At 64.1% G+C, this 19,316-nt stretch carries 18 protein-coding genes and 1 pseudogene; 7 read left to right on the forward strand and 12 right to left on the reverse strand.

Annotation, left to right across the window (positions count from 1 at the left end; translation table 11 throughout):
• The first annotated feature begins 22 nt into the window (after positions 1-22).
• A complete protein-coding gene (locus AWB77_RS25850) occupies positions 23-844 on the forward strand; it encodes an ROK family protein (protein WP_374728717.1) in 822 nt (273 codons plus the stop codon).
• The gene (locus AWB77_RS25855; protein ID WP_061137306.1) at positions 844-1,722 is read left to right on the forward strand and encodes a Cof-type HAD-IIB family hydrolase; all 879 of its coding nucleotides are present in this window, start codon (positions 844-846) and stop codon (positions 1,720-1,722) included. The genes AWB77_RS25850 and AWB77_RS25855 overlap by 1 nt, the downstream gene beginning before the upstream one ends.
• A gap of 148 nt (positions 1,723-1,870) precedes the next feature.
• Here AWB77_RS25855 and infA read toward each other — a convergent pair whose 3' ends face one another.
• The 6 genes from infA to AWB77_RS25885 all read right to left on the reverse strand — a co-directional run bounded on the left by infA (position 1,871) and on the right by AWB77_RS25885 (position 6,819).
• Positions 1,871-2,137, reverse strand: coding sequence for a translation initiation factor IF-1 (gene infA / locus AWB77_RS25860; RefSeq protein ID WP_061137307.1), 267 nt, complete (start codon positions 2,135-2,137; stop codon positions 1,871-1,873).
• A 475-nt stretch (positions 2,138-2,612) separates the two neighbouring features.
• Entirely contained in the window at positions 2,613-3,590 is a 978-nt protein-coding gene (gene corA / locus AWB77_RS25865; RefSeq protein ID WP_061137308.1) for a magnesium/cobalt transporter CorA, read from the reverse strand.
• 174 nt (positions 3,591-3,764) lie between these two features.
• The gene (locus tag AWB77_RS25870; protein ID WP_061137309.1) at positions 3,765-4,199 is read right to left on the reverse strand and encodes a bactofilin family protein; all 435 of its coding nucleotides are present in this window, start codon (positions 4,197-4,199) and stop codon (positions 3,765-3,767) included.
• A 57-nt stretch (positions 4,200-4,256) separates the two neighbouring features.
• A complete protein-coding gene (locus AWB77_RS25875; RefSeq protein ID WP_061137310.1) occupies positions 4,257-4,622 on the reverse strand; it encodes a hypothetical protein in 366 nt (121 codons plus the stop codon).
• On the reverse strand, positions 4,609-5,559 hold the full coding sequence (locus tag AWB77_RS25880; RefSeq protein WP_061137311.1) for a M23 family metallopeptidase: 951 nt from the start codon (positions 5,557-5,559) through the stop codon (positions 4,609-4,611). Before AWB77_RS25880 ends, AWB77_RS25875 begins: the two co-directional genes overlap by 14 nt.
• Before the next feature lie 291 nt (positions 5,560-5,850).
• Positions 5,851-6,819 carry a LysR family transcriptional regulator gene (locus tag AWB77_RS25885; protein ID WP_061137312.1) on the reverse strand — a complete coding sequence of 323 codons (969 nt, stop codon included), beginning with the start codon at positions 6,817-6,819 and terminating at the stop codon, positions 5,851-5,853.
• 189 nt (positions 6,820-7,008) lie between these two features.
• Between AWB77_RS25885 and AWB77_RS25890 the strand changes: the two are divergent.
• From AWB77_RS25890 to AWB77_RS37070, 3 genes and pseudogenes are all read left to right on the forward strand, one after another.
• Positions 7,009-8,533, forward strand: a pseudogene (locus tag AWB77_RS25890) (CoA-acylating methylmalonate-semialdehyde dehydrogenase).
• A 13-nt stretch (positions 8,534-8,546) separates the two neighbouring features.
• Positions 8,547-9,443 (forward strand): 3-hydroxyisobutyrate dehydrogenase, encoded by an 897-nt coding sequence (gene mmsB / locus AWB77_RS25895; protein WP_061137313.1) that lies wholly within the window; start codon positions 8,547-8,549, stop codon positions 9,441-9,443.
• Positions 9,444-9,852: 409 nt separating this feature from the next.
• Positions 9,853-10,065 (forward strand): hypothetical protein, encoded by a 213-nt coding sequence (locus AWB77_RS37070; protein ID WP_244158649.1) that lies wholly within the window; start codon positions 9,853-9,855, stop codon positions 10,063-10,065.
• A gap of 71 nt (positions 10,066-10,136) precedes the next feature.
• On the opposite strand, the gene AWB77_RS25905 is transcribed toward AWB77_RS37070, so the two are convergent.
• The 4 genes from AWB77_RS25905 to glgC are packed head-to-tail and all read right to left on the reverse strand — an operon-like array spanning position 10,137 to position 15,214.
• Positions 10,137-11,573, reverse strand: coding sequence for a dihydrolipoyl dehydrogenase (locus AWB77_RS25905; protein ID WP_061137314.1), 1,437 nt, complete (start codon positions 11,571-11,573; stop codon positions 10,137-10,139).
• 13 nt (positions 11,574-11,586) lie between these two features.
• Positions 11,587-12,387, reverse strand: coding sequence for an SDR family oxidoreductase (locus AWB77_RS25910; protein WP_061137315.1), 801 nt, complete (start codon positions 12,385-12,387; stop codon positions 11,587-11,589).
• Between the two features lie 40 nt (positions 12,388-12,427).
• Complete coding sequence (gene glgA / locus AWB77_RS25915) at positions 12,428-13,891, reverse strand: glycogen synthase GlgA (RefSeq protein ID WP_061137316.1); 1,464 nt, start codon at positions 13,889-13,891, stop codon at positions 12,428-12,430.
• Between the two features lie 48 nt (positions 13,892-13,939).
• On the reverse strand, positions 13,940-15,214 hold the full coding sequence (gene glgC / locus AWB77_RS25920; protein WP_061137317.1) for a glucose-1-phosphate adenylyltransferase: 1,275 nt from the start codon (positions 15,212-15,214) through the stop codon (positions 13,940-13,942).
• 453 nt (positions 15,215-15,667) lie between these two features.
• On the opposite strand from glgC, the gene pdxY reads away from it, so the two are divergent.
• Complete coding sequence (pdxY, locus tag AWB77_RS25930; RefSeq protein WP_061137319.1) at positions 15,668-16,549, forward strand: pyridoxal kinase PdxY; 882 nt, start codon at positions 15,668-15,670, stop codon at positions 16,547-16,549.
• Here the strand turns inward: pdxY and AWB77_RS25935 are convergent.
• On the reverse strand, positions 16,546-17,340 hold the full coding sequence (locus AWB77_RS25935; RefSeq protein ID WP_061137320.1) for an IclR family transcriptional regulator: 795 nt from the start codon (positions 17,338-17,340) through the stop codon (positions 16,546-16,548). The two genes, pdxY and AWB77_RS25935, sit on opposite strands and share 4 nt — an antisense overlap.
• On the reverse strand, positions 17,337-18,095 hold the full coding sequence (locus tag AWB77_RS25940) for an IclR family transcriptional regulator (RefSeq protein ID WP_061137321.1): 759 nt from the start codon (positions 18,093-18,095) through the stop codon (positions 17,337-17,339). Before AWB77_RS25940 ends, AWB77_RS25935 begins: the two co-directional genes overlap by 4 nt.
• 181 nt (positions 18,096-18,276) lie before the next feature.
• Between AWB77_RS25940 and AWB77_RS25945 the strand changes: the two genes are divergently transcribed.
• A complete protein-coding gene (locus AWB77_RS25945; protein ID WP_061137322.1) occupies positions 18,277-19,236 on the forward strand; it encodes an MBL fold metallo-hydrolase in 960 nt (319 codons plus the stop codon).
• Positions 19,237-19,316: the final 80 nt, after the last annotated feature.

A 19,316-nucleotide genomic window follows, 5' to 3' on the forward strand; every position in this document is an offset into this window, starting at 1 on the left:
TCCAACCATAAGGACAACGAGCGTGAGCACAGAGTCGAAAGCGAAACAGAAAACGCATGTCACAGCCGACAAACTCGCGATCAAGGCGGAACGCATTCTCGCGATCGATATCGGCGGAACCGGGTTGAAGGCCGCCATCATCTCGGAGGACGGCGAGATGAAGAGCGAGCGCGTGCGCGTGGCGACGCCGCATCCGGCGAAGCCCGACGTCGTCGTGGCGACGCTCGTCGAACTGATCGCGCCGATCGTCGCCGAACCGCCGACGCACATTTCGATCGGCTTTCCGGGCGTTGTGCGCGATAACGTCGTGCTGACCGCGCCGAATCTCGGCACGCCGGCGTGGCGCGGCGTGCCGCTTGCGCAACTGATCGCCGAGCATCTCGGCAACGTGCCCGCGCGCATGATCAACGACGCCGAAATGCAAGGGCTCGCGGCGATCGAAGGGCGCGGCATCGAAATGGTTCTGACGCTCGGCACGGGCGCGGGCACGGCGCTCTTTCGCGACGGCGAGCTGATGCCGCATCTGGAACTCGCGCATCATCCGGTCGCGAAGGACAAGACTTACGACGAGTACATCGGCAACGCAGCGCGCGAAAAAGCGGGCAAGAAGCGCTGGAGCCGGCGCGTCGAGAAGATCATCGGCATCCTGGCGACGCTCACGAATTACGACAAGCTGTGGATCGGCGGCGGCAACGCGGCGCACATCAAGTTCAAGCTGCCCGATAACGTGGCGATCGTGTCGAACGCGGCGGGCATCGAAGGCGGCGCGCGGCTGTGGCATCCGCGTTCGGTGCGCGAGACGCGGCAACTGCCGCATTTCAATCAGCGTGAAGGGGCGCACTGATGAACGCAATCGGCAAATACGGCCTTTACAGCGAAAACGGCGACGCCGACGCGGCCTTCGAGGCGCTCGCCTCCGTGCAACTCGTCGTCACCGATTGCGACGGCACGCTGCTCTACACCGACAAGGCGCTGGGCCAGCCGGCGATCGACGCCGTGCGCCGCCTGAAGGACGCGGGCGTGCGATTCACCGTGGCGAGCAGCCGGCCGGGCAAGGGCATGCGGCATATCGTGGAGACGCTTGCCGTCGACATGCCTTACGCGTCGTACAACGGCGGCAGCCTGGTCGCGCCGCGCACGTGGGAATTGCTGTCGTCGCACAAGCTGCCGCGGGACGTCGTGCAGACGTCGCTCGAAGCGCTCGCGGCGGCAAGCGTGGATGCGTGGGTGTTCATCGACGATGCGTGGTATCTGACCAATCCGGATGGCACCTATGTGCCGCTCGAAACGCGCACGGTTGGGTACGAAGGCGTGCGCATCGCACGTTTCGACGATATCGATCTCGATGCCGTCGACAAGATCGTCGGCTCGACCGCGGACACGGCGCTGCTTGCGCGCGTCGAAAGCAGCGTGCAGAAGCAACTGGAGGGCCGTGGCCACGCCGCGCGCTCGCAGACCTATTACCTCGATATCACGAGCATCGAGGCGAACAAGGGCACCGCGGTGCGCGAACTGGCGCGGCGCGCGAACGTGCCGCTCGAACGCGTGGCCGTGCTCGGGGACATGGGCAACGACGTGGCGATGTTCGAGATCGCGGGCGTTTCGATTGCGATGGGGCAGGCGTCGGAAGACGTGCGGCGTCGCGCGAGCCTGGTCTCGAAGAGCAACGACGAGGACGGCTTCGCGATCGGCATCGGCGCGCTGCTGGCGGCGCGAGGCTGAGGGAAGAAGGGACATCGACGCGTGGCGCAGCCTTGACGGTTGAGCGGCCGCGTCGAAGTTCAGGATGATCCGCGAAGGGTGTTCAAAAGCGTGCGCTGCGGATCGGGCTCACGCTCGTTGCGGATGATTCAGATGAAGCAGAGGGATATCAACGACGACGCATCGGTGCGCGCGGTCCGCCGCCGCCGGCACGCTCGTCCTTGTGACGGAAGTTGATGCGGCCCTTGGTCAGGTCATAAACCGACAGTTCCAGCGTCACGCGGTCGCCTGCGAGAATCCGGATGTGATTCTTGCGCATGCGGCCCGAGGCGTACGCGCCCACGACGACGCCGTTGTCCAGCGTCACGCGATAGCGGCTGTCGGGAAGCACTTCGTCAACGATACCGTCGAGTTCGATAAGTTCTTCTTTCGCCATATGGGGCTCCTGTGATGAGTTGTAGTGGGTGCTGCCGCGTATCGTGCGATACGCGCGTGTAACGCCAATGACCCGTCGAGCGCCGCTGCCGGAAGCGTCGTCGCTACGAAACGTAAGAGGCGATGCAAAGCGTGGCCTGGCACGTCCGCGCACCGTGAAAACGTGCGATTGGAGCGCGCCGCGTCTCTATTTCAGGCTCGTGCTGAGCTTGACGGCATAGGCCGGACGACAGGGCGAACCGCGATGCGGCGCGCTGCGGCCGGCATGACCGGGACGGCGACATCGGCAAAAAGCGAGGCCGACGTGCGGGTTGAAACGGAAAAGCAACGTGTGCTGCGAAAGTGAGCGCTTTTTCTGTGCGCTTACGTCATGTGCGGTCGAGCGGCCAATTTGCAAGGCCAGACGACATTCTCTCGCAAATCGTTTGATTAGACAATGAATTTCGCCAGACGGTTCCCTCAAAGAGACCGTTTTGCTACAGCCAGCCGGCTTTCTTGAAGCGCCAGTAAAGCACCAGGTCGACGATCAGCATGACGGCGAGGCACGTGGGATAGCCGTAGACCCAGTCGAGTTCCGGGATCGACTTGAAGTTCATGCCGTAGATGCCAGCGATCATCGTCGGCACGGCGAAGAGCGCGGCGAACGAACCGAGGCGCTTGGTCACTTCGCTTTCCGCGAGGGCGATCAAACCGAGATTCACCTGAATCGCCGTGACGATCATTTCACGACGACCTTCGATGGTCTTGACGATGCGCAGCAGATGGTCGTACACGTCGCGAAAATATTCCTGCATGCCCGAGCATACGCCGGGCGAGCGTCCGCCATACAGCTTGCTGACGGCTTCGAGCAACGGCGCCGTGTGATGCTGCAGGATCGTCATGCGGCGCTTGAGCGAGTACAGATCTTCGATGATCTCGCGCGATTCCGCCGAGCCTTTCTGTTCGAAGATGCGCTCCTCGACTTCATCGACTTCCGCGCCGAGCGTTTCGAGCACGGGAAAATAACGGTCGACGACCGCATCGAGCAGCGCGTACATCACGAACGCCGGCCCGTGCTTGAGCAGATGCGGCTCGCGCTCGCAGCGCTTGCGCACTTCCTGAAAGCCTTGCGTCGTGCGGTTGCGCACCGAGAGCACATAGTTCGTGCCGACGAACACGTTGATCTCGCCGACGAGCACTTCGCCTTCTTCGTCGAACTCGACCGTATGGAACACGCCGAACAGCGAGTCGCCGTATTCCTCGATCTTCGGCCGCTGATGACCGTGCTGCGCATCTTCGACCGCCAGTTCGTGCAAGCCGAATTGATGCGTCATGTGCGCGAGTTCGCCGGGGCCGGGTTCCTTCAGTGCAACCCAAATGAAAGAGTCGGGCAGATCGCGATATGCGTTGATATCGTCGATATGCACGTCCGCGAGCTTTCGGCCGTTTTGATAAGCCGCGCAATTGACCAGCATGGGGCGCCCTTTATCGTTATCACGATGTCACCGGCCACGCGTCGATGGGCGCTCGTTGTTGCTGTTTCGCGGGAAGCGCGAGCGCGTGGCCTTCATCCATCGAATCTTAGCCGCACATGCGCGCCGTTGCCAACGAGGGCCGCGAAGCCCGCGTTCGCCGCTCGCCGCTCGCCTTCAGTTCGTCGTGAGGTCGATCGTGTATTCCGGCGGCGCGGGCAGCGTCGGAACGTGCGCGGATTGCGAATCGATCCTGGTGAGCTTGCCCTCGATCGTCGCACCGATATCCATGCGCAACTGCTGGTAGTAGATGTTGCCGAGCACGCGCGCGTTGGACTGAAGCTCGACGAAATGCGTGACGGTGACATCGCCCGTCACGCAGCCGTTGATGACCACGTTGTATGCGCTCACGTTGCCGCGAATGGCGCCCTGATCGCTCACGACGAGCAGCGTCTCTTCGCCGGGGCGGCCGGACACGTTGCCGGTGACCTGGCCGTCCATGCGCAGGCCCTCGCTGAATTCGAGGTCGCCAGAAATGTGAACGTTATGCGCGACGAGCGTCGCGAGCTTGGCCATCTTTATGCCGTTGGAGTCCTTCTTCGATGAAAACATGTCGATCCTTGCGATGCGGTGAAGAGTTGCACGAAGCGAGCGCGTATCGCGTGTCGCTCAGTCGGGTTTGCGCTGCTTTCTGAGAAAAGCGATGTCGGTTTGCAGGCGCTGGTTTTCAGCGGTGCTGTCCGTGACGCGCTGCTCGAGCGACGCGCGGCTCGCCGCCTCCTGCTCGAGCGCGAGCTGCGCGTGCGCGAGTTGCTCGCGCAGCTTCTGCTCGGAGGCGGGCGGCGCGCATAGCGTGTCGAGCTTGCGCACGTCCTCGTGCGAGCGCTTGAGCGCGAGGCCCGCGGCGCCGAGCGCGGCGATCGCGCACAGGGCCGCGATCAGGCCGAGCCAGATGCCCGCGCCGCGCTTGGGCGTCAGCGAGTAGGACTGGCGGGTGAGTTGCAGCGACAGCCGCTTCGAATCAACTTTGCGCATTCGGCATGCGCCTGAAAAGCGCGAGGTAAGGAGAGGGATTGATCTGCGCGCCGTCGACGATCACTTCGAAGTGAAGATGCGGGCCGGTCGAGCGCCCGGTCGAGCCGACTTCGGCGATCACCTGCCCGGGCATGACATAGTCGCCGACTTTCACGAGAATGCGCGACGCGTGGCCGTAGCGCGTCACCAGACCGTCGCCGTGGCGGATATCGATCGCATTGCCGTAGCCGTTGCGCTCGCCGGCGGCGATGACGCGCCCGCCCGCGCTGGCGAGGATCGGCGTGCCCGTGGGTCCGGCGAAATCGATGCCCGGATGGAAGCTCAGACGCCCCGTGAACGGGTCCAGCCGGTTGCCGTAAGGCGAGCCGAAGCGCAGACCGGGCGCTGGATTGCGCCCCGGAAAGGCCATATAGGCCGCATAGCGCGCGAGTGTTTGCGTCTGCAGTTGCGAGACTTCGTCGTTCAGACAATCGATGATGCGCTGCGTGCTCTTCAGACGTTGCCGCGGCGTTCCGGCCGACTCACGCTCGATATCGCACAGGCGCGGAGGCAGGGCCGGGCCGCCGGCGCCGTCGAGCGACGAAACCGGCTCCTCGCTGTCCGGCAGCGGCGGGACATCGTGCACGCCGGACGTGCCGCCCGTGCCGTGTGCGGCCTTCAGATGCGCGTCGAAATCATGCAGCTCGTTCACCTGGGCGGACAGCCCTTCGACGCGCGGCGCGAGTTCGATCAGCGCGGCGTGAATGCGCCCGAGTTCTTCGATCTCGTAGGAGCGGCGCGACATGAGCGCCCGCTCCTCGCCGAGGTGGCTGCGAGCGAACACGGTGCCGATGGCGATGCCGAGCGCGAGCGCGGCGACCAGAAGCGTAATGGCGCCGATGACTGCGATGGCGCGCGCCGTGCGCGCCTCGACGAAGCGGATACGCTGGCGGGACATGGTCCGCCGTGACCAGATGACGAAAGCCATCAGCGCACGGCGTGGCCCGGGCGGCCAGCGGAGTAAGGACTAGGGAAAATCACGAGATGGAGTGCGCCGCGCTCTCCACGGCAAAGCAATGAAACTGGGCGGCGATTATGCCCGAGCTCGCCCGCGGAAGTGATGTTTCAACAGGACATCGAAGCAAAATTCCACGAATTTATCGAGTCAATTTTTGTGTCACCGCAAACGGTGTCGGGTAATAACATGTTCGCCCTCGACGTGCTGTCAAAAAACGTGCTGCGATCAGGATCACTTGACATCGACCCAGGCCATCTGTGTGCCGTCGCCCATCAGGAAGGCGCGATTCGCTTCGGCCGCCGCGCGCAGGTAGTCCCATACGGCAGTGATGCGCTTCAGCTTGCGCAAGTCCTCGCGGCAGGACAGATAGAACGCGCGCGTCACGACGATATCGTCGGGCAGCACCGGCACGAAACGTGGATCGGGCGAGGTCATGAAGCACGGCAGGATTGCGAGCGCGCGGCCCTGCAGCGCAGCGAAGTATTGCGCGATTGCGCTCGTGCTGCGCCAGCGCGACACCGCGCCCGGCACCGCGCGTTCGAGATACAGCAGTTCGTAGCTGAAAGCGAGATCGTCGATATAGCTCGCGAAACGATGCTTGCGCAGGTCGTCGCTCGTGCGGATCGGCTCGTGCGCGTCGAGGTATTCGGCGGTCGCGTAGAGCTTGAGCCGGTAGTCGCACAGCTTCGTATAGACGTACTGGCCCTGCTCGGGGCGCTCCAGCGTGACGGCGATATCCGCCTCGCGCTTCGACAGACTCACGAAATGTGGCACCGGCAGGAGATCGATGGAGATGTTCGGATGCGCGTCCTGAAAGCGTGCGAGTTGCGGCGCGAGGAAGAAGCAGCCGAAGCCTTCCGTCGAGCCTACGCGCACGTGTCCCGACAGCGCGTGGCCCGTATTGGCGATCTGCTCGGTCGCGGACTGCACCGTGGTTTCGATCGAATCGACGAAGCCGAGCAGGCGCTGGCCTTCGGCGGTCAGAATGAATCCGCCGCTGCGCGACTTGTCGAACAGAAGCGTGCCGAGCGCGTCTTCGAGCGCACGCACGCGCCGCGCAACGGTCGTGTAATCGACGCCCAGACGCTTCGCCGCGCCGCTCGCGCGCTGCGTGCGGGCGACTTCGAGAAAGAATCGCAGGTCGTCCCAGTTGAGACGGGCGAGGTCGAGTTTGGCTGGCTGCATGGCGTTTTTTTGCATATCGATCGGGTATTTTTCTAGTGCCATGATGGATTTTTGCATAACTATACTCAAGGAAACGAGCGTGCCGCGCTGCGCGCCGATTTCTTATAAACGGAGACGACATGCCTTTCCCTTCGGCGCCGCATCGGCGCTCCGTCCGCGCGTCTTCGTCCCTCTTCGTGGCAACTCATCCAAAAGGAGTGACTCGTGAATATCGCTGCTGAACATCCGGCGCAGAGTGCGACCGTCCGTACGGCGAAACTGCTCATCGACGGCGAATTCGTCGATTCGAAGTCGACGGAGTGGCGCGACATCGTCAATCCCGCGACGCAGGAAGTCGTCGGCCGCGTGCCGTTCGCGACGATGGACGAAGTGAGTGCCGCAGTCGCCGCAGCGCACAAGGCGTTTCAGACGTGGCGCACGACGCCGCTGGGCACGCGGATGCGCCTCATGCTCAAGTTTCAGGATCTCGTGCGCCAGAACCAGAAGCGCATCGCCCAGACGCTGACCGCGGAGCAGGGCAAGACGCTCGCCGATGCCGAAGGCGACATCTTTCGCGGCCTCGAAGTCGTGGAACACGCTTGCTCGATCAGCACCTTGCAGCAAGGCGAATTCTCCGAAAACGTCGCGGGCGGCGTCGATACCTACACGTTGCGTCAGCCGATCGGCGTGTGCGCGGGCATCACGCCGTTCAGCGATGATCCCGCTGTGGATGTTCCCGATGGCGATCGTCTGCGGCAACACCTTCGTGCTGAAGCCGTCCGAGCAGGATCCGCTTTCGACGATGGAACTCGTCGAACTCGCGCTCGAGGCGGGCGTGCCGGCGGGCGTGCTGAACGTCGTGCATGGCGGCAAGGAAGTGGTCGATGCGATCTGCACGCATCCGGACATCAAGGCGATCTCGTTCGTCGGCTCGACGGCCGTCGGCACGCACGTCTACAACCTCGCGAGCCAGCACGGCAAGCGCGTGCAGTCGATGATGGGCGCGAAGAATCACGCCGTCGTGCTGCCCGACGCGAACAAGGAGCAGACGCTCAACGCCCTTGCGGGCGCGGGCTTCGGCGCCGCGGGTCAGCGCTGCATGGCGACATCGGTGGCGGTGTTCGTCGGGGCTTCGAAGGACTGGGTGCCGGAACTCGTCGAGAAGGCGAAGACGCTCAAGGTCAACGGCGGCACGGAGCCGAACACGGATGTCGGCCCGGTCGTGTCGAAGGCGGCGAAGGAGCGCATTCTCGGGCTGATCGGGAAGGGCGTGGAAGAGGGCGCGACGCTCGCGCTCGATGGCCGGGATATCGACGTCAAGGGCTACGAGCGCGGCAACTTCATCGGCCCGACGATCTTCACGAATGTCGATACGAACATGTCGATCTACAAGACGGAAATCTTCGGCCCGGTGCTGTGCGTGCTGCAGGCCGATACGCTCGACGACGCCATCGCGCTCGTCAACCGCAATCCGATGGGCAACGGCGTCGGCCTCTTCACGCAAAGCGGCGCGGCGGCGCGCAAGTTCCAGAGCGAGATCGATATTGGCCAGGTCGGCATCAACATTCCGATTCCGGTGCCGGTGCCCGCGTTCAGCTTCACGGGCTCGCGCGGCTCCAAGCTCGGCGATCTCGGCCCGTACGGCAAGCAGGTCGTGCAGTTCTACACGCAGACGAAAACGGTCACCGCGCGCTGGTTCGACGACGCCACCGTGAATGACGGCGTCAACACGACCATCTCGCTTCGCTAACGGGAGATTGCTCATGCGAATCGGCTTCGTTGGTCTGGGTCACATGGGCGGTCCGATGGCCGCCAATCTCCTGAAGGCCGGTCACGCGGTGACGGCGTTCGATCTCGTGCAGGACGCGCTCGACGCGGCGAAGGCGGCGGGCGCGACGCTCGCCGCGTCGCCGCGCGCGGCGGTCGAGGACGCGGAAGTCGTCATCACGATGCTGCCTGCCGCGCAGCACGTGAAGGCGGTCTATCTGAGCGACGACGGCGTGCTCGCGGGCGTCGCGAAGGGCGTTCCGCTCGTCGACAGCAGCACGATCGATCCCGCGACGGCGAAACTCATCGGGGAAGCGGCGGCAAAGCAGGGCAATCCGTTCGCGGATGCGCCGGTTTCGGGCGGCGTAGTCGGCGCGCAGGCGGGCACGCTCACATTCATGGTCGGCGCGGACGAAACGCTTTTCGAAACGTTGCGTCCGGTTTTAGCCGGAATGGGAAAGAATATGGTGCGATGCGGCGAAACCGGCACCGGCCAGATCGCGAAGATCTGCAATAACCTGCTACTCGGGATTTCCATGATCGGCGTCGCCGAAGCGATGAAACTCGGTGAAACGCTCGGCATCGATCCGGTGAAACTGGCAAGCATTATCAATACGTCGACGGGGCGTTGCTGGAGTTCGGATACGTGTAATCCCTATCCGGGCATCGTTGAAACGGCGCCGGCGTCGCGTGGCTATTCCGGCGGATTCGGCGCGGATTTGATGCTGAAGGATCTCGGTTTAGCCGTCGATGCGGCGCGCAGCGCGAAGCAGCCTGTTTTCATGGGCGCGCTGGCACAACAGTTGTATCAGTCGATGAGCCAGCAAGGGCTCGGCGGACTCGATTTTTCGGGCATCATCAAGCTATACGCGAAGCAATCGGGCGCTGATTAGAATTTGCAGACTTTAGGAAATTGGCATACACGCGCACGTCGATTCGCCGGCCCGGAAATAACTGCTTTATTCAGTTGCACTGCACAACGCATCGCGCAACTCCTTAGCGGAAGCGATCATCGGGAATACGATGATTCGCTTTCCCGAAAATTGTCCTATTCTGAAAGCACGACGCCCGTGTGCCGTTCGATCAGAACGCTCCGGTTTGCGCCACGGTGCAGGTAGAACGCCCGTCGTTTTCGGGCAATCAGATGAGGAGTACGCGATGCAAGTAACACGTCACTTAAATATGGAGTTGCGGCACGCCACGGTGCCGACTTATGTAGCCAGCTATTTCTTCCCGTTGCTGCTATTGGCATACGAAGCTTGGCGAGTGGGGTCTTGGGTCGCGGTGAACGGCTTCAACTTCATGAACTTCAACTCAATGGGTTACGAGTTCGCGTTGATGATCGCCGTGTTTTGCATGCAGGTTATCGTGGAAATCGCGTTCCTCGCGGGCGCCGTGCTGACCAAGCACAAGGACGTTGGCCATCGGCTGGCGAATCTGTCGCTGGGGCTTTTCTGCTCGCTCGTCGTGCTGGGTTTCGACCTTGCGCTGCAATACGGTCTGAGCGGAAGCTGATCGGTCGCGGTTCCGATCTTTGATTCGGAAGACGAAGCGCCGGTTGTTCGCAACCGGCGTTTTCTATTGGTCTAGCAGCCTGCGGCGCTTGGAAGGGCGGGCGGTGTTTCGGACCTCTCCTCGTAGCACTTCCGATCCGCATCCTTGAGCGCGCTGCGCAAGCCTTCTTCCACGACCGGATGGTAGAACGGCAGCTTGAGCGCTTCATCGAGCGTCAACTCCAGTTGCAGCGCCCACGCGAGCAGATGGCCCAGGTGCTCCATCGCCGGACCGCAGCCTTGCGCCCCCCGCAACTTGCCGGTTTTCGCGTCGGCGTACACATGCAGCAGGCCGCGATTCTGCCGCATCACGCGGCTTCGGCCCTGGTCCTCGAACGACACTTCGCCGGTCACGGTCATCTGCCTGTCGAGATCGTCGTACGATCGACCGACGATCGCCACCTGCGGCTCGCAGAACACGATCGAGAACGGCACCTTGCGCTTGACCGGCTGCACGTCGGGGAAGCGCGCGGCGTTGTCGCCCGCGAGCTTGCCTTCGTCGGCGGCGTCGTGCAGCCAGGGGCGCGTGCCGTCGCAATCGCCGGCGACGAAGATTGCGCTGGTGCCGCACTGCATCGTCGATTCGTCGAAGGTCGGCACGCCCTTATCGTTTAGTTCGATGCCCGCGTTTTCCAGCGCGAGCGGCTTCAGATTCGGCGCGCGGCCCGTCGCGGCGAGCACGAGGTCGAAGCGTTCCACGTGCGCCGTGCCGTCACGCGCGGTGAAGCGCAGCGTCGGCTGGCCGTCTTCGAGCGACATCGCGTCGAACTTCGCGTCGGGATCGAAATAGAACTCGTCGGCGAGGGCGTCGATGAGCGCGTCGCGTACCGGTTTATCCGTGATCGCGCCCGCGCTGCCGCCTTTGCCGAATATGAAGATGTCGATGTCGAGCCGCGCGAGCGCTTGCCCCAGTTCCAGCGCGATCGGTCCCGCGCCGAACACGGCGATCCGCTTCGGCAGCGTGCGCAGATCGAACAGGTCGTCGCTCGTGATGAGCTTGTCGCCGAAGACCTTCAGCTCGTCGGGCACGCTCGGCGCGGCGCCCGTCGCGATCACGACGCTCTTTGCTTCGACGCGCGTATCGTCGCCGACGAGCAGGCGCGTCGGCGACTCGAAGCGCGCCTGCCCGCGCAGCAACATGCCGCCCGGCAGCGCGCGCACTTCGTCGAGCACGCCTTTGACGAAGTGATCGCGTTCGCGCCGCACGTAATCGAGCACTCGCGCGTGGTCGGCTTCGAGCGCGTGCGTGCCTTCGATACCGCGCGCGGCGAGCGTATGCGCGTCGTGCAGGCCGTTCGCCGCCGCGAGCAGCAGCTTCGACGGCATGCAGCCGACGCGCGCGCAGGTCGTGCCCAGTTCGCCGCTCTCGATCAGCACCGCGCTCGCGCCTGCGAGCCGCGCCGCGCGAAATGCGGCCATGCCCGCCGTGCCGGCCCCGATCACGGCGACGTCTACTTTGATTTCGTTCATTTTTATCCTGCTGTCAGCCGTTATCCGCGAATCCCGGATACAGCGTCATGCCGCCATCGACGAAAAGCGTGGTGCCGACGACATAATCGCTTTCGTCCGACGCGAGCCACACCGCCGCGCGGCCGATATCCTCGACTTCTCCCACGCGCCCGTAGGGAATCAAAGTGAGCAGCTTGTCGAGCTTTTCCTGTGTGTCCCACGCGTCCTTGTTGATCGGCGTGCGGATCGCGCCCGGCGCGATGCCGTTCACGCGGACGCGCTGCGGCGCGACTTCCTGCGCGATCGTCTTCATCATCATCTGAATGCCGCCTTTGGACGCCGCGTAGTTCACGTGTCCCGCCCACGGAATGACTTCGTGCACGGAACTCATGCAGATGATCTTCCCGAGCGCCTTCGATACATCGCGCATGCCGCGCCGCTCGAACTCGCGCACGGCGCGCTGCGCGGTCAGGAACTGGCCGGTGAGATTCGTTTCGATGACCGTGTTCCAGTCGGCGAGCGTGAGCGCGGTGAATTTCGCGTCCTTCTGCAGACCCGAATTCGCGACGACGATATCGACGGTGCCGTAGCGTTTCACGACAGCATCGAACATCGCGTCGATCTGAGCTTCGTCGGATACATCCGCGCCGACGGCGAACGCTTCGCCGCCTTTCGCCGTGATCGCGGCGGCGAGTTGCTCGGCGGGTTCCGCGTGCGAGTGATAGTTGATGGCGACGTACGCGCCGGCATCGGCGAGCGCGGTCGCGACACCCGTGCCGATGCCCGAACTCGCGCCCGTGACGAGCGCGATCTGGCCTGCAAGAGGTTTGTGCATAGGGAGTTCTCGTGTGAGGTTTCCCCGCCGATGACGCAAGTTACGCGCCCGTCAGTCCCTCATAGACCTCCGCATACTTGAGCGCCGCGGCTTCCCAGCCGAAGTTCTGGCCCATGCCGCGCTTTACGACCGCTTTCCAGTCCGAGCGACGCGCCTTCAGCGCGAACGCGCGCCGGATCGCGCCGACGATGCCCGCGCGATCGAAGGTATCGAAGACGAAGCCGGTCGCAAGTTCGTCGGCGAGATTTTCGAGCGAGCTGTCGACGACGGTATCCGCGAGCCCGCCCACGCGATGCACGAGCGGCGGCGAACCGTACGCGAGCGCATAAAGCTGCGTGAGGCCGCACGGCTCGAAGCGCGACGGCACCATCACCACGTCGCTGCCCGCGATGATCGAATGCGACAGCGTTTCGTCGAAGCCGAGTTCGACGGCCACCGCGCCCGGATGCGCCGCCGCCGCGTTCTTCATGCCGGTTTCGAGCGCCGGATCGCCCGTGCCGAGCACGACGAGCTGGCCGCCGCGCTGCACGATATCCGGCACGGCGGACAGCAGCAGATCGAGTCCTTTCTGCTCGGTCAGACGGCTGACGACGCCGAAGAGCAGTGCGTCGTCGTCTTTCGCGAGACCCATGCGCTCCTGCAGCGCCGCCTTGCATTTCGACTTTCCGCCGATCTTCGCCTGCGTGTATTTCGATGCGATGGATTCATCGACTGACGGACTCCAGATCGAATAGTCGACGCCGTTCAGTATCCCGGTGATGTCGTGCGTGCGCGTCTGCAACAGCCCGTGCAGACCGGCGCCCTGCGTCTGCGTCTGAATTTCGCGCGCGTAAGTCGGACTGACGGTCGTGATGCGATCGGCGTAATACAGGCCCGCTTTGAGAAACGAAACATGACCGTAGAACTCGACGCCTTCTACTGCGAAGAAATCGCCCGGCAGTTGCAGCGCGCCGAATTCCGACGCCGCAAACGTGCCTTGATACGCGAGGTTGTGGACGGTCATCACGCTGCCGATCTTCGCCGCGCCGCCGCGCTCGAACGCGCGCAGATACGCCGGCGCGAGACCCGCGTGCCAGTCGTGCGCGTGGACGATGTGCGGTGTCCACGCCGGATCGGCGCCCGTCGCGATGCGCGCCGCCGCCCAGCCGAGCAGCGCGAAGCGGCGGTCGTTATCGGCATATGGGCGATGCGCGGCGTCGAGATACGGATTGCCCGGACGATCGTAGAACTGATCCGCGCGCACCACGTAGACGATCACGCCGTGCGGCTGAAGCACGCCGCGTTCGAGCCGGATAGTGCCGGCGCCGAACGCGCCACCGAGATCGGCGACCGGTTGCAGATCGTCGAGGCCCGCCAGCACGGCGGGGAAGCCCGGCAGCACGACGCGCGCGTCCGTGCCCAATTGCGATTGCGCGGGCGGCAACGCGCCGACGACATCGGCGAGCCCGCCCGTTTTCAACAGTGGAAACATCTCTGCTGCGGCATGCAGCACGCATACGGTCATCGGCGCTCCTGTCCGGTCGATTCGGGTCGATTCGGTTCGTTCAATCGTCTAGCGTTGCGACAGGCGCGCCAGCGCATCGCGCGTAATCAGCGTGACGCCGGACTCCGTGCGGAAGAAGCGTGCGGCGTCGTCGTCCGGATCCTCGCCCACGACGAGTCCTTCGGGCACCGTGCAGCCGCGGTCGATCACGACCTTCTGCAACCTGCAACTCGGCCCGATGGTCACCTGCGGCAACAAGACTGCCTCATTGATGTTACAGAACGAATGGACCCGCACCGCCGACGAAAACACCGACTTCGACACCTGAGACCCCGAGATCACGCAGCCGCCGCAGACGAGCAGATTGGTGATAGCGCCTTGCTGGCCGTTCAGGTCGCGCACGAACTTGCCGGGCGGCAACTGCTCCTGATTGGTCCAGATCGGCCATTTGCGGTCGTACAGATCGAGCTCCGGAATCGTCGATGCGAGATCGAGATTCGCCGACCAGTAGGCGTCGACCGTGCCGACATCGCGCCAGTACGCGGGCGCTTCCGGATCGCTGCTCGAGGTCACGCACGACATGCCGAACGGATGCGCGATCGCCTTGCCCGTCGTCACGACGCGCGGAATGATGTCCTTGCCGAAGTCGTGATCCGTGTTCGACGTCTCGATATTGTCCTGCAGCATCTCGTAGAGATACTTCGCGCTGAACACGTAGATGCCCATGCTCGCGAGCGCGATGTCGGGCTTGCCGGGCATTGCGGGCGGATCGGCGGGCTTCTCGAGGAAGTCGGTCACGCGGCGGTTCTCATCGACGTGCATCACGCCAAACGCGACCGCATCCATGCGCGGCACCTCGATGCAGCCGACCGTGCAATCCGCGCCGCTTTCGACGTGGTCGAGCACCATGCGCGTGTAATCCATCTTGTAGATGTGATCGCCCGCCAGCACGATCACGAACTCCGGACCGATCGAGCGCACGATATCGAGATTCTGGTAGACGGCGTCGGCGGTGCCGCGATACCAGCTCGAATCGACGCGCTGCTGCGCCGGCCAGATGTCGATGAACTCGTTGAACTCGCCGCGCAGGAAACCCCAGCCGCGCTGCAAGTGGCGGATCAGCGAATGCGCCTTGTACTGCGTGACGACGGCGATGCGGCGGATGCCGGAATTGAGGCAGTTGGACAGCGCGAAGTCGATGATGCGGTACTTGCCGCCGAAGTGAACGGCCGGCTTCACGCGTTTGTCGGTGAGCGGGCCGAGACGCGTGCCGCGCCCGCCGGCGAGAACGATTGCGAGGGTCGACTTCTGCAAATCGGTGCGATTCTTAGACAACGTCTCCATGTCAGCCTCCTGATTTGACCTGCGACTATTGATGTCTTGCGTGTGTTCGTCCTCGTATGCCTTTCTGTATGTGCATCGATGAAGCATTATCCGGCGCGCATCCGGATTCGTGTGCCGAAGTCGGTCGTTTTTTTCGCGGGACGACGCGAATCGAATCGCCGTGCGGATCGAGCAAGCCGTGTGCCGAACGCGCACGGGCGTGCGGCGGTGTTGCGGGCACACGACCTTTTTCGGTCTCTGACGCTCCGTTTGGGCTTCTGAACGATCACATCGTCTGAAAACGCGCGGCGGCGCAATTTATAACGGGCGCGCCATGCCGCAGTGCGTCCGAGGCACGGCACAATGCGAAGATTGCATTGCCCGCGATCGGCGTCGGCGGGCGCGCTGCGCTGCACGACGCCATGCGCGGCGAACGTTTCACCTGACCGGACACGATCAATCGGGAATCAGAACATGAACAACGTCCTGAGCATTCAGTCGCATGTGGTGTTCGGCCACGCGGGCAACAGCGCCGCAGTTTTTCCGATGCGCCGTCTGGGCGTCAACGTGTGGCCGCTCAACACCGTGCAATTCTCCAATCACACGCAATACGGCCGCTGGACCGGCAGCGCGTTCGACGCCGACGAACTGCAAAGCGTGATCGAAGGCATCGGCGCGATCGGCGTGCTCGCGCGCTGCAACGCGGTGCTGTCGGGCTATCTGGGCGCGCCGGAGCAGGGCCGCGCGGTCGTCGAAATCGTGAAGATGGTGAAGGCGGTGAATCCGCGCGCGCTCTTTTTCTGCGATCCGGTCATGGGCCAGACGGGTGGCTGCACAGTGGCGTCCGGCATCGAGGACTTCCTCGTCACGACGATGCCCGAAATCGCCGATGCGCTCATGCCTAATCACGTCGAGCTGGAAAAGCTCGTCGGGCGCACGATCGAAACGGTCGAAGAGGCCGTCGACGCCTGCCGCGAAGTGATCGCGCGCGGCCCGCGCATCGTGCTGGTCAAGCATCTGCTCGATCGCAACAGCCGCGCCGACACCTTCAACATGCTCGCCGTCACGCCGACCGAGGCGTGGTTTGCGCAGCGCCCGCTCTATCCGTTCGCGCGCCAGCCGGTAGGCGTCGGCGATCTGACGAGCGCCGTGTTCGTCGCGCGCACCTTGCAGGGCGACTCGCTGCGCACCGCGCTGGAACACACGCTCGCAGCGGTCAATGCCGTCGTCAAGGCAACCTACGATGCGGGGCGTTACGAGCTGGAGATCGTCGCCTCGCAGGACGAGATCGCGAAGCCGACCGACCGTTTCCCCGCTATCCGCGTGACCGGAACGGAAGTCGTCAGGCGCGGCTAGCGCGCTTCCATCAGTCCGAAGCGCCACGACAGGCGGCGCGTCGCGGCCAGCAACGCGCGCGCGAGCGGTCCGTCGGCGGCGCTGTCGAAGCTGCCCGACGAGCCTATCAACGCAATCACGAGGCACACGCTGCCGGTGTGATCGAATACCGGCGCGGCCAAAGTATGGATGCCGGGCACCGGCGCGCCGAGCGCCGTGTCGAGCCCGCGCCCGCGGATTGCGTCGAGTGTCGCGAGATACGCGTCGTCGAGTCCCGCGTCCGGCGGCGCGCCCGCGAGGCGGATGCCGTCCTGCGTCATCAAACTCGCGCGCATGTCGGCGGGAAGATGCGCGGCGTACACGCGCCCGATCGCCGTGTTCACGAGCGACATCACCGTGCCCACGCGCAAGCTCACATGCTGCGGCCGCGCCGATTCTTCCAGCCGGATCACGGTCGGCCCGAGCGGTCCGAGCGCGGCAGCGGCCACCGTCATCGATGTGCTCGCGGCGAGCGCGACGATCTCCGCTTCGGCATCGCGGATCGGCGAAAGGCGCTGCAGCGCGATCAAACCGAGTTCGCGGCTCAAGGTTCCGGCGTGAAACAGCCCGGCGTCGTCGCGCGCGAGCAAGCCGACTTTCACGAGACTGACCAGGTGCGCGAACGCCTTCGCGGGCGGCATGCCGGCGGCGGCGGCGAGATCGCGCAACGCGAGCGGCTCGCCCGCCGCGACCAGCGCGCGCAGCAGATCGCCGGTCGCATCCAGCGCATTGATGCCGCGCTGCGGTTTCGCTTCTTCGTCGAATGGCGTCATGAGAGCAGTCCGGCGATGTCGCGTGCGGCGTCCATCAGCGCATGCGCGAGCGGTCCATTCCAGTCGACGTCGGCGAGGCCGGTGGGTCCGATCGCCGTCAGCGCGAGCTGCATCCGATGCTTGCCGTCGAACACCGGCACGCTCATGCTGCTGACACCGGGACTCGGCGCATCGACGCTGCGTTCGATGCCGCGCACGCGGATCGCATCGATGCGCGCGGCCATATCCGGCGCGTCGGCTTCCGATTGATGCGCGAGCATCGCGGCGACGCGGGCGGCATCGTCGAAGGCACGGAACACGCGGCCCGTGGAAGTCCCCGACAGCGACATCACCGTGCCGACGTGCAGGTTCACGTGAAGCGGATAGCCGCCGCGCTCGTAGCGCACGATCGTCGGACCCTGCGGCCCGGCCACGCTGACCGCGACGCTCATGCCCGTCGCGAGCGCCAGCGCCGTCACGCGTGGCGCCGCCGCACGGTATGCCGGCTGATGTTCCAGATTCAGTAGACCGAGCCTGAGCGAGAGCGGACCCGGTTCGTAGTTGCCGGTAAGCGCGTCGCGCTTGACGAGACCGAGCCGCGTCAGGCTCACCAGATAGGTGTGCGCTTGCGCGCTCGACAATTCCGCCGCTTCGGCCAGCGCGCTGAGCGCGAGCGGCTCACGGCGCGCGGCGAGCGCATCGAGCAGACGCGCGCCTACCTCGACGCTCTGGACGCCGCGCTGTTTTTTTTCTTCGCCGTCTTCGGAACGAGCCAAGGGCACTCCGCGATCTATAAAGAATAAGGAAGCGCAAATGTTAGCCGAGCGGTAATCGTCGGACGAAGCGTTTCGGTATTTACCCGAAATTTGCAAATAGCAAGCGCGCTTGCTGTTGACAAAGATCAGCATCGCGCCGATCATCCACCCATCCTCACGAGAATGGAAGAGAGACACGATCATGGCAAAAGCATTCGCATCGCAGGCCGATCTGGAAGAGAAGAAGATCACCTTCACGCAGGTTTCCGAGAACGCGTACGCGTACACGGCGGAAGGCGATCCGAACTCGGGCGTGATCATCGGTGACGACGGCGTGCTCATCGTCGATACGACGGCCACGCCCGCAATGGCGCAGGATCTCATCGCGAAAATCCGCGGCGTCACCGACAAGCCGATCAAATACGTGGTGCTGTCGCATTACCACGCGGTGCGCGTGCTGGGCGCGTCGGCCTATTTCGCGGAAGGCGCGCAGCAGATCATCGCGAGCCGCGGCACGTATGAAATGATCGTCGAGCGCGGCGAGCAGGACATGAAATCGGAAATCGAGCGGTTTCCGCGCCTGTTCGCGGGCGTCGAGACGGTGCCCGGCCTCACGTGGCCGACTCTCGTCTTCGAAAAGGAAATCACGCTGTTCCTCGGCAAGCTCGAAGTGAAGATCGCGCATCTGGGCGCAGGCCACACGAAGGGCGATACGGTCGTCTGGCTGCCGTCGCAGAAAGTGCTGTTTTCGGGCGATCTCGTCGAGTACGACGCCGCCTGCTATTGCGGCGATGCGCAGCTCGAAGAATGGCCCGCGACGCTCGAAGCGCTGCGCGCGTTGAAGGCCGACAAGCTCGTGCCGGGCCGCGGCCCCGCGCTGCTGTCGCCAGCGGAAGTCGACAAGGGCCTCGACTACACGAAGGATTTCGTCACGACGCTGTTGCAGGCGGGCCGTGAAGCCGTCGCCGAAAAGCTCGATCTGAAGGGTTCGATGGCGCTTACGCGCAAAGCGATGGACCCGAAGTTCGGCCACGTCTTCATCTACGAGCACTGTTTGCCGTTCGATGTCTCGCGCGCCTTCGATGAAGCGAGCGGCATCAAGCATCCGCGCATCTGGACGGCCGAGCGCGACAAGGACATGTGGGCCGCCTTGCAGGACTGACCGCCGTTTCCTGCGGCGCGCACTGACGCGCCGCTTCTTCCTTCTCGAAGCAAAAGGCGCGCGCAAGACGCCGGCCTCAA

The sequence above is a fragment of the Caballeronia fortuita genome, from assembly GCF_001544835.2.
Taxonomy (GTDB): Bacteria; Pseudomonadota; Gammaproteobacteria; order Burkholderiales; family Burkholderiaceae; genus Caballeronia; species Caballeronia fortuita.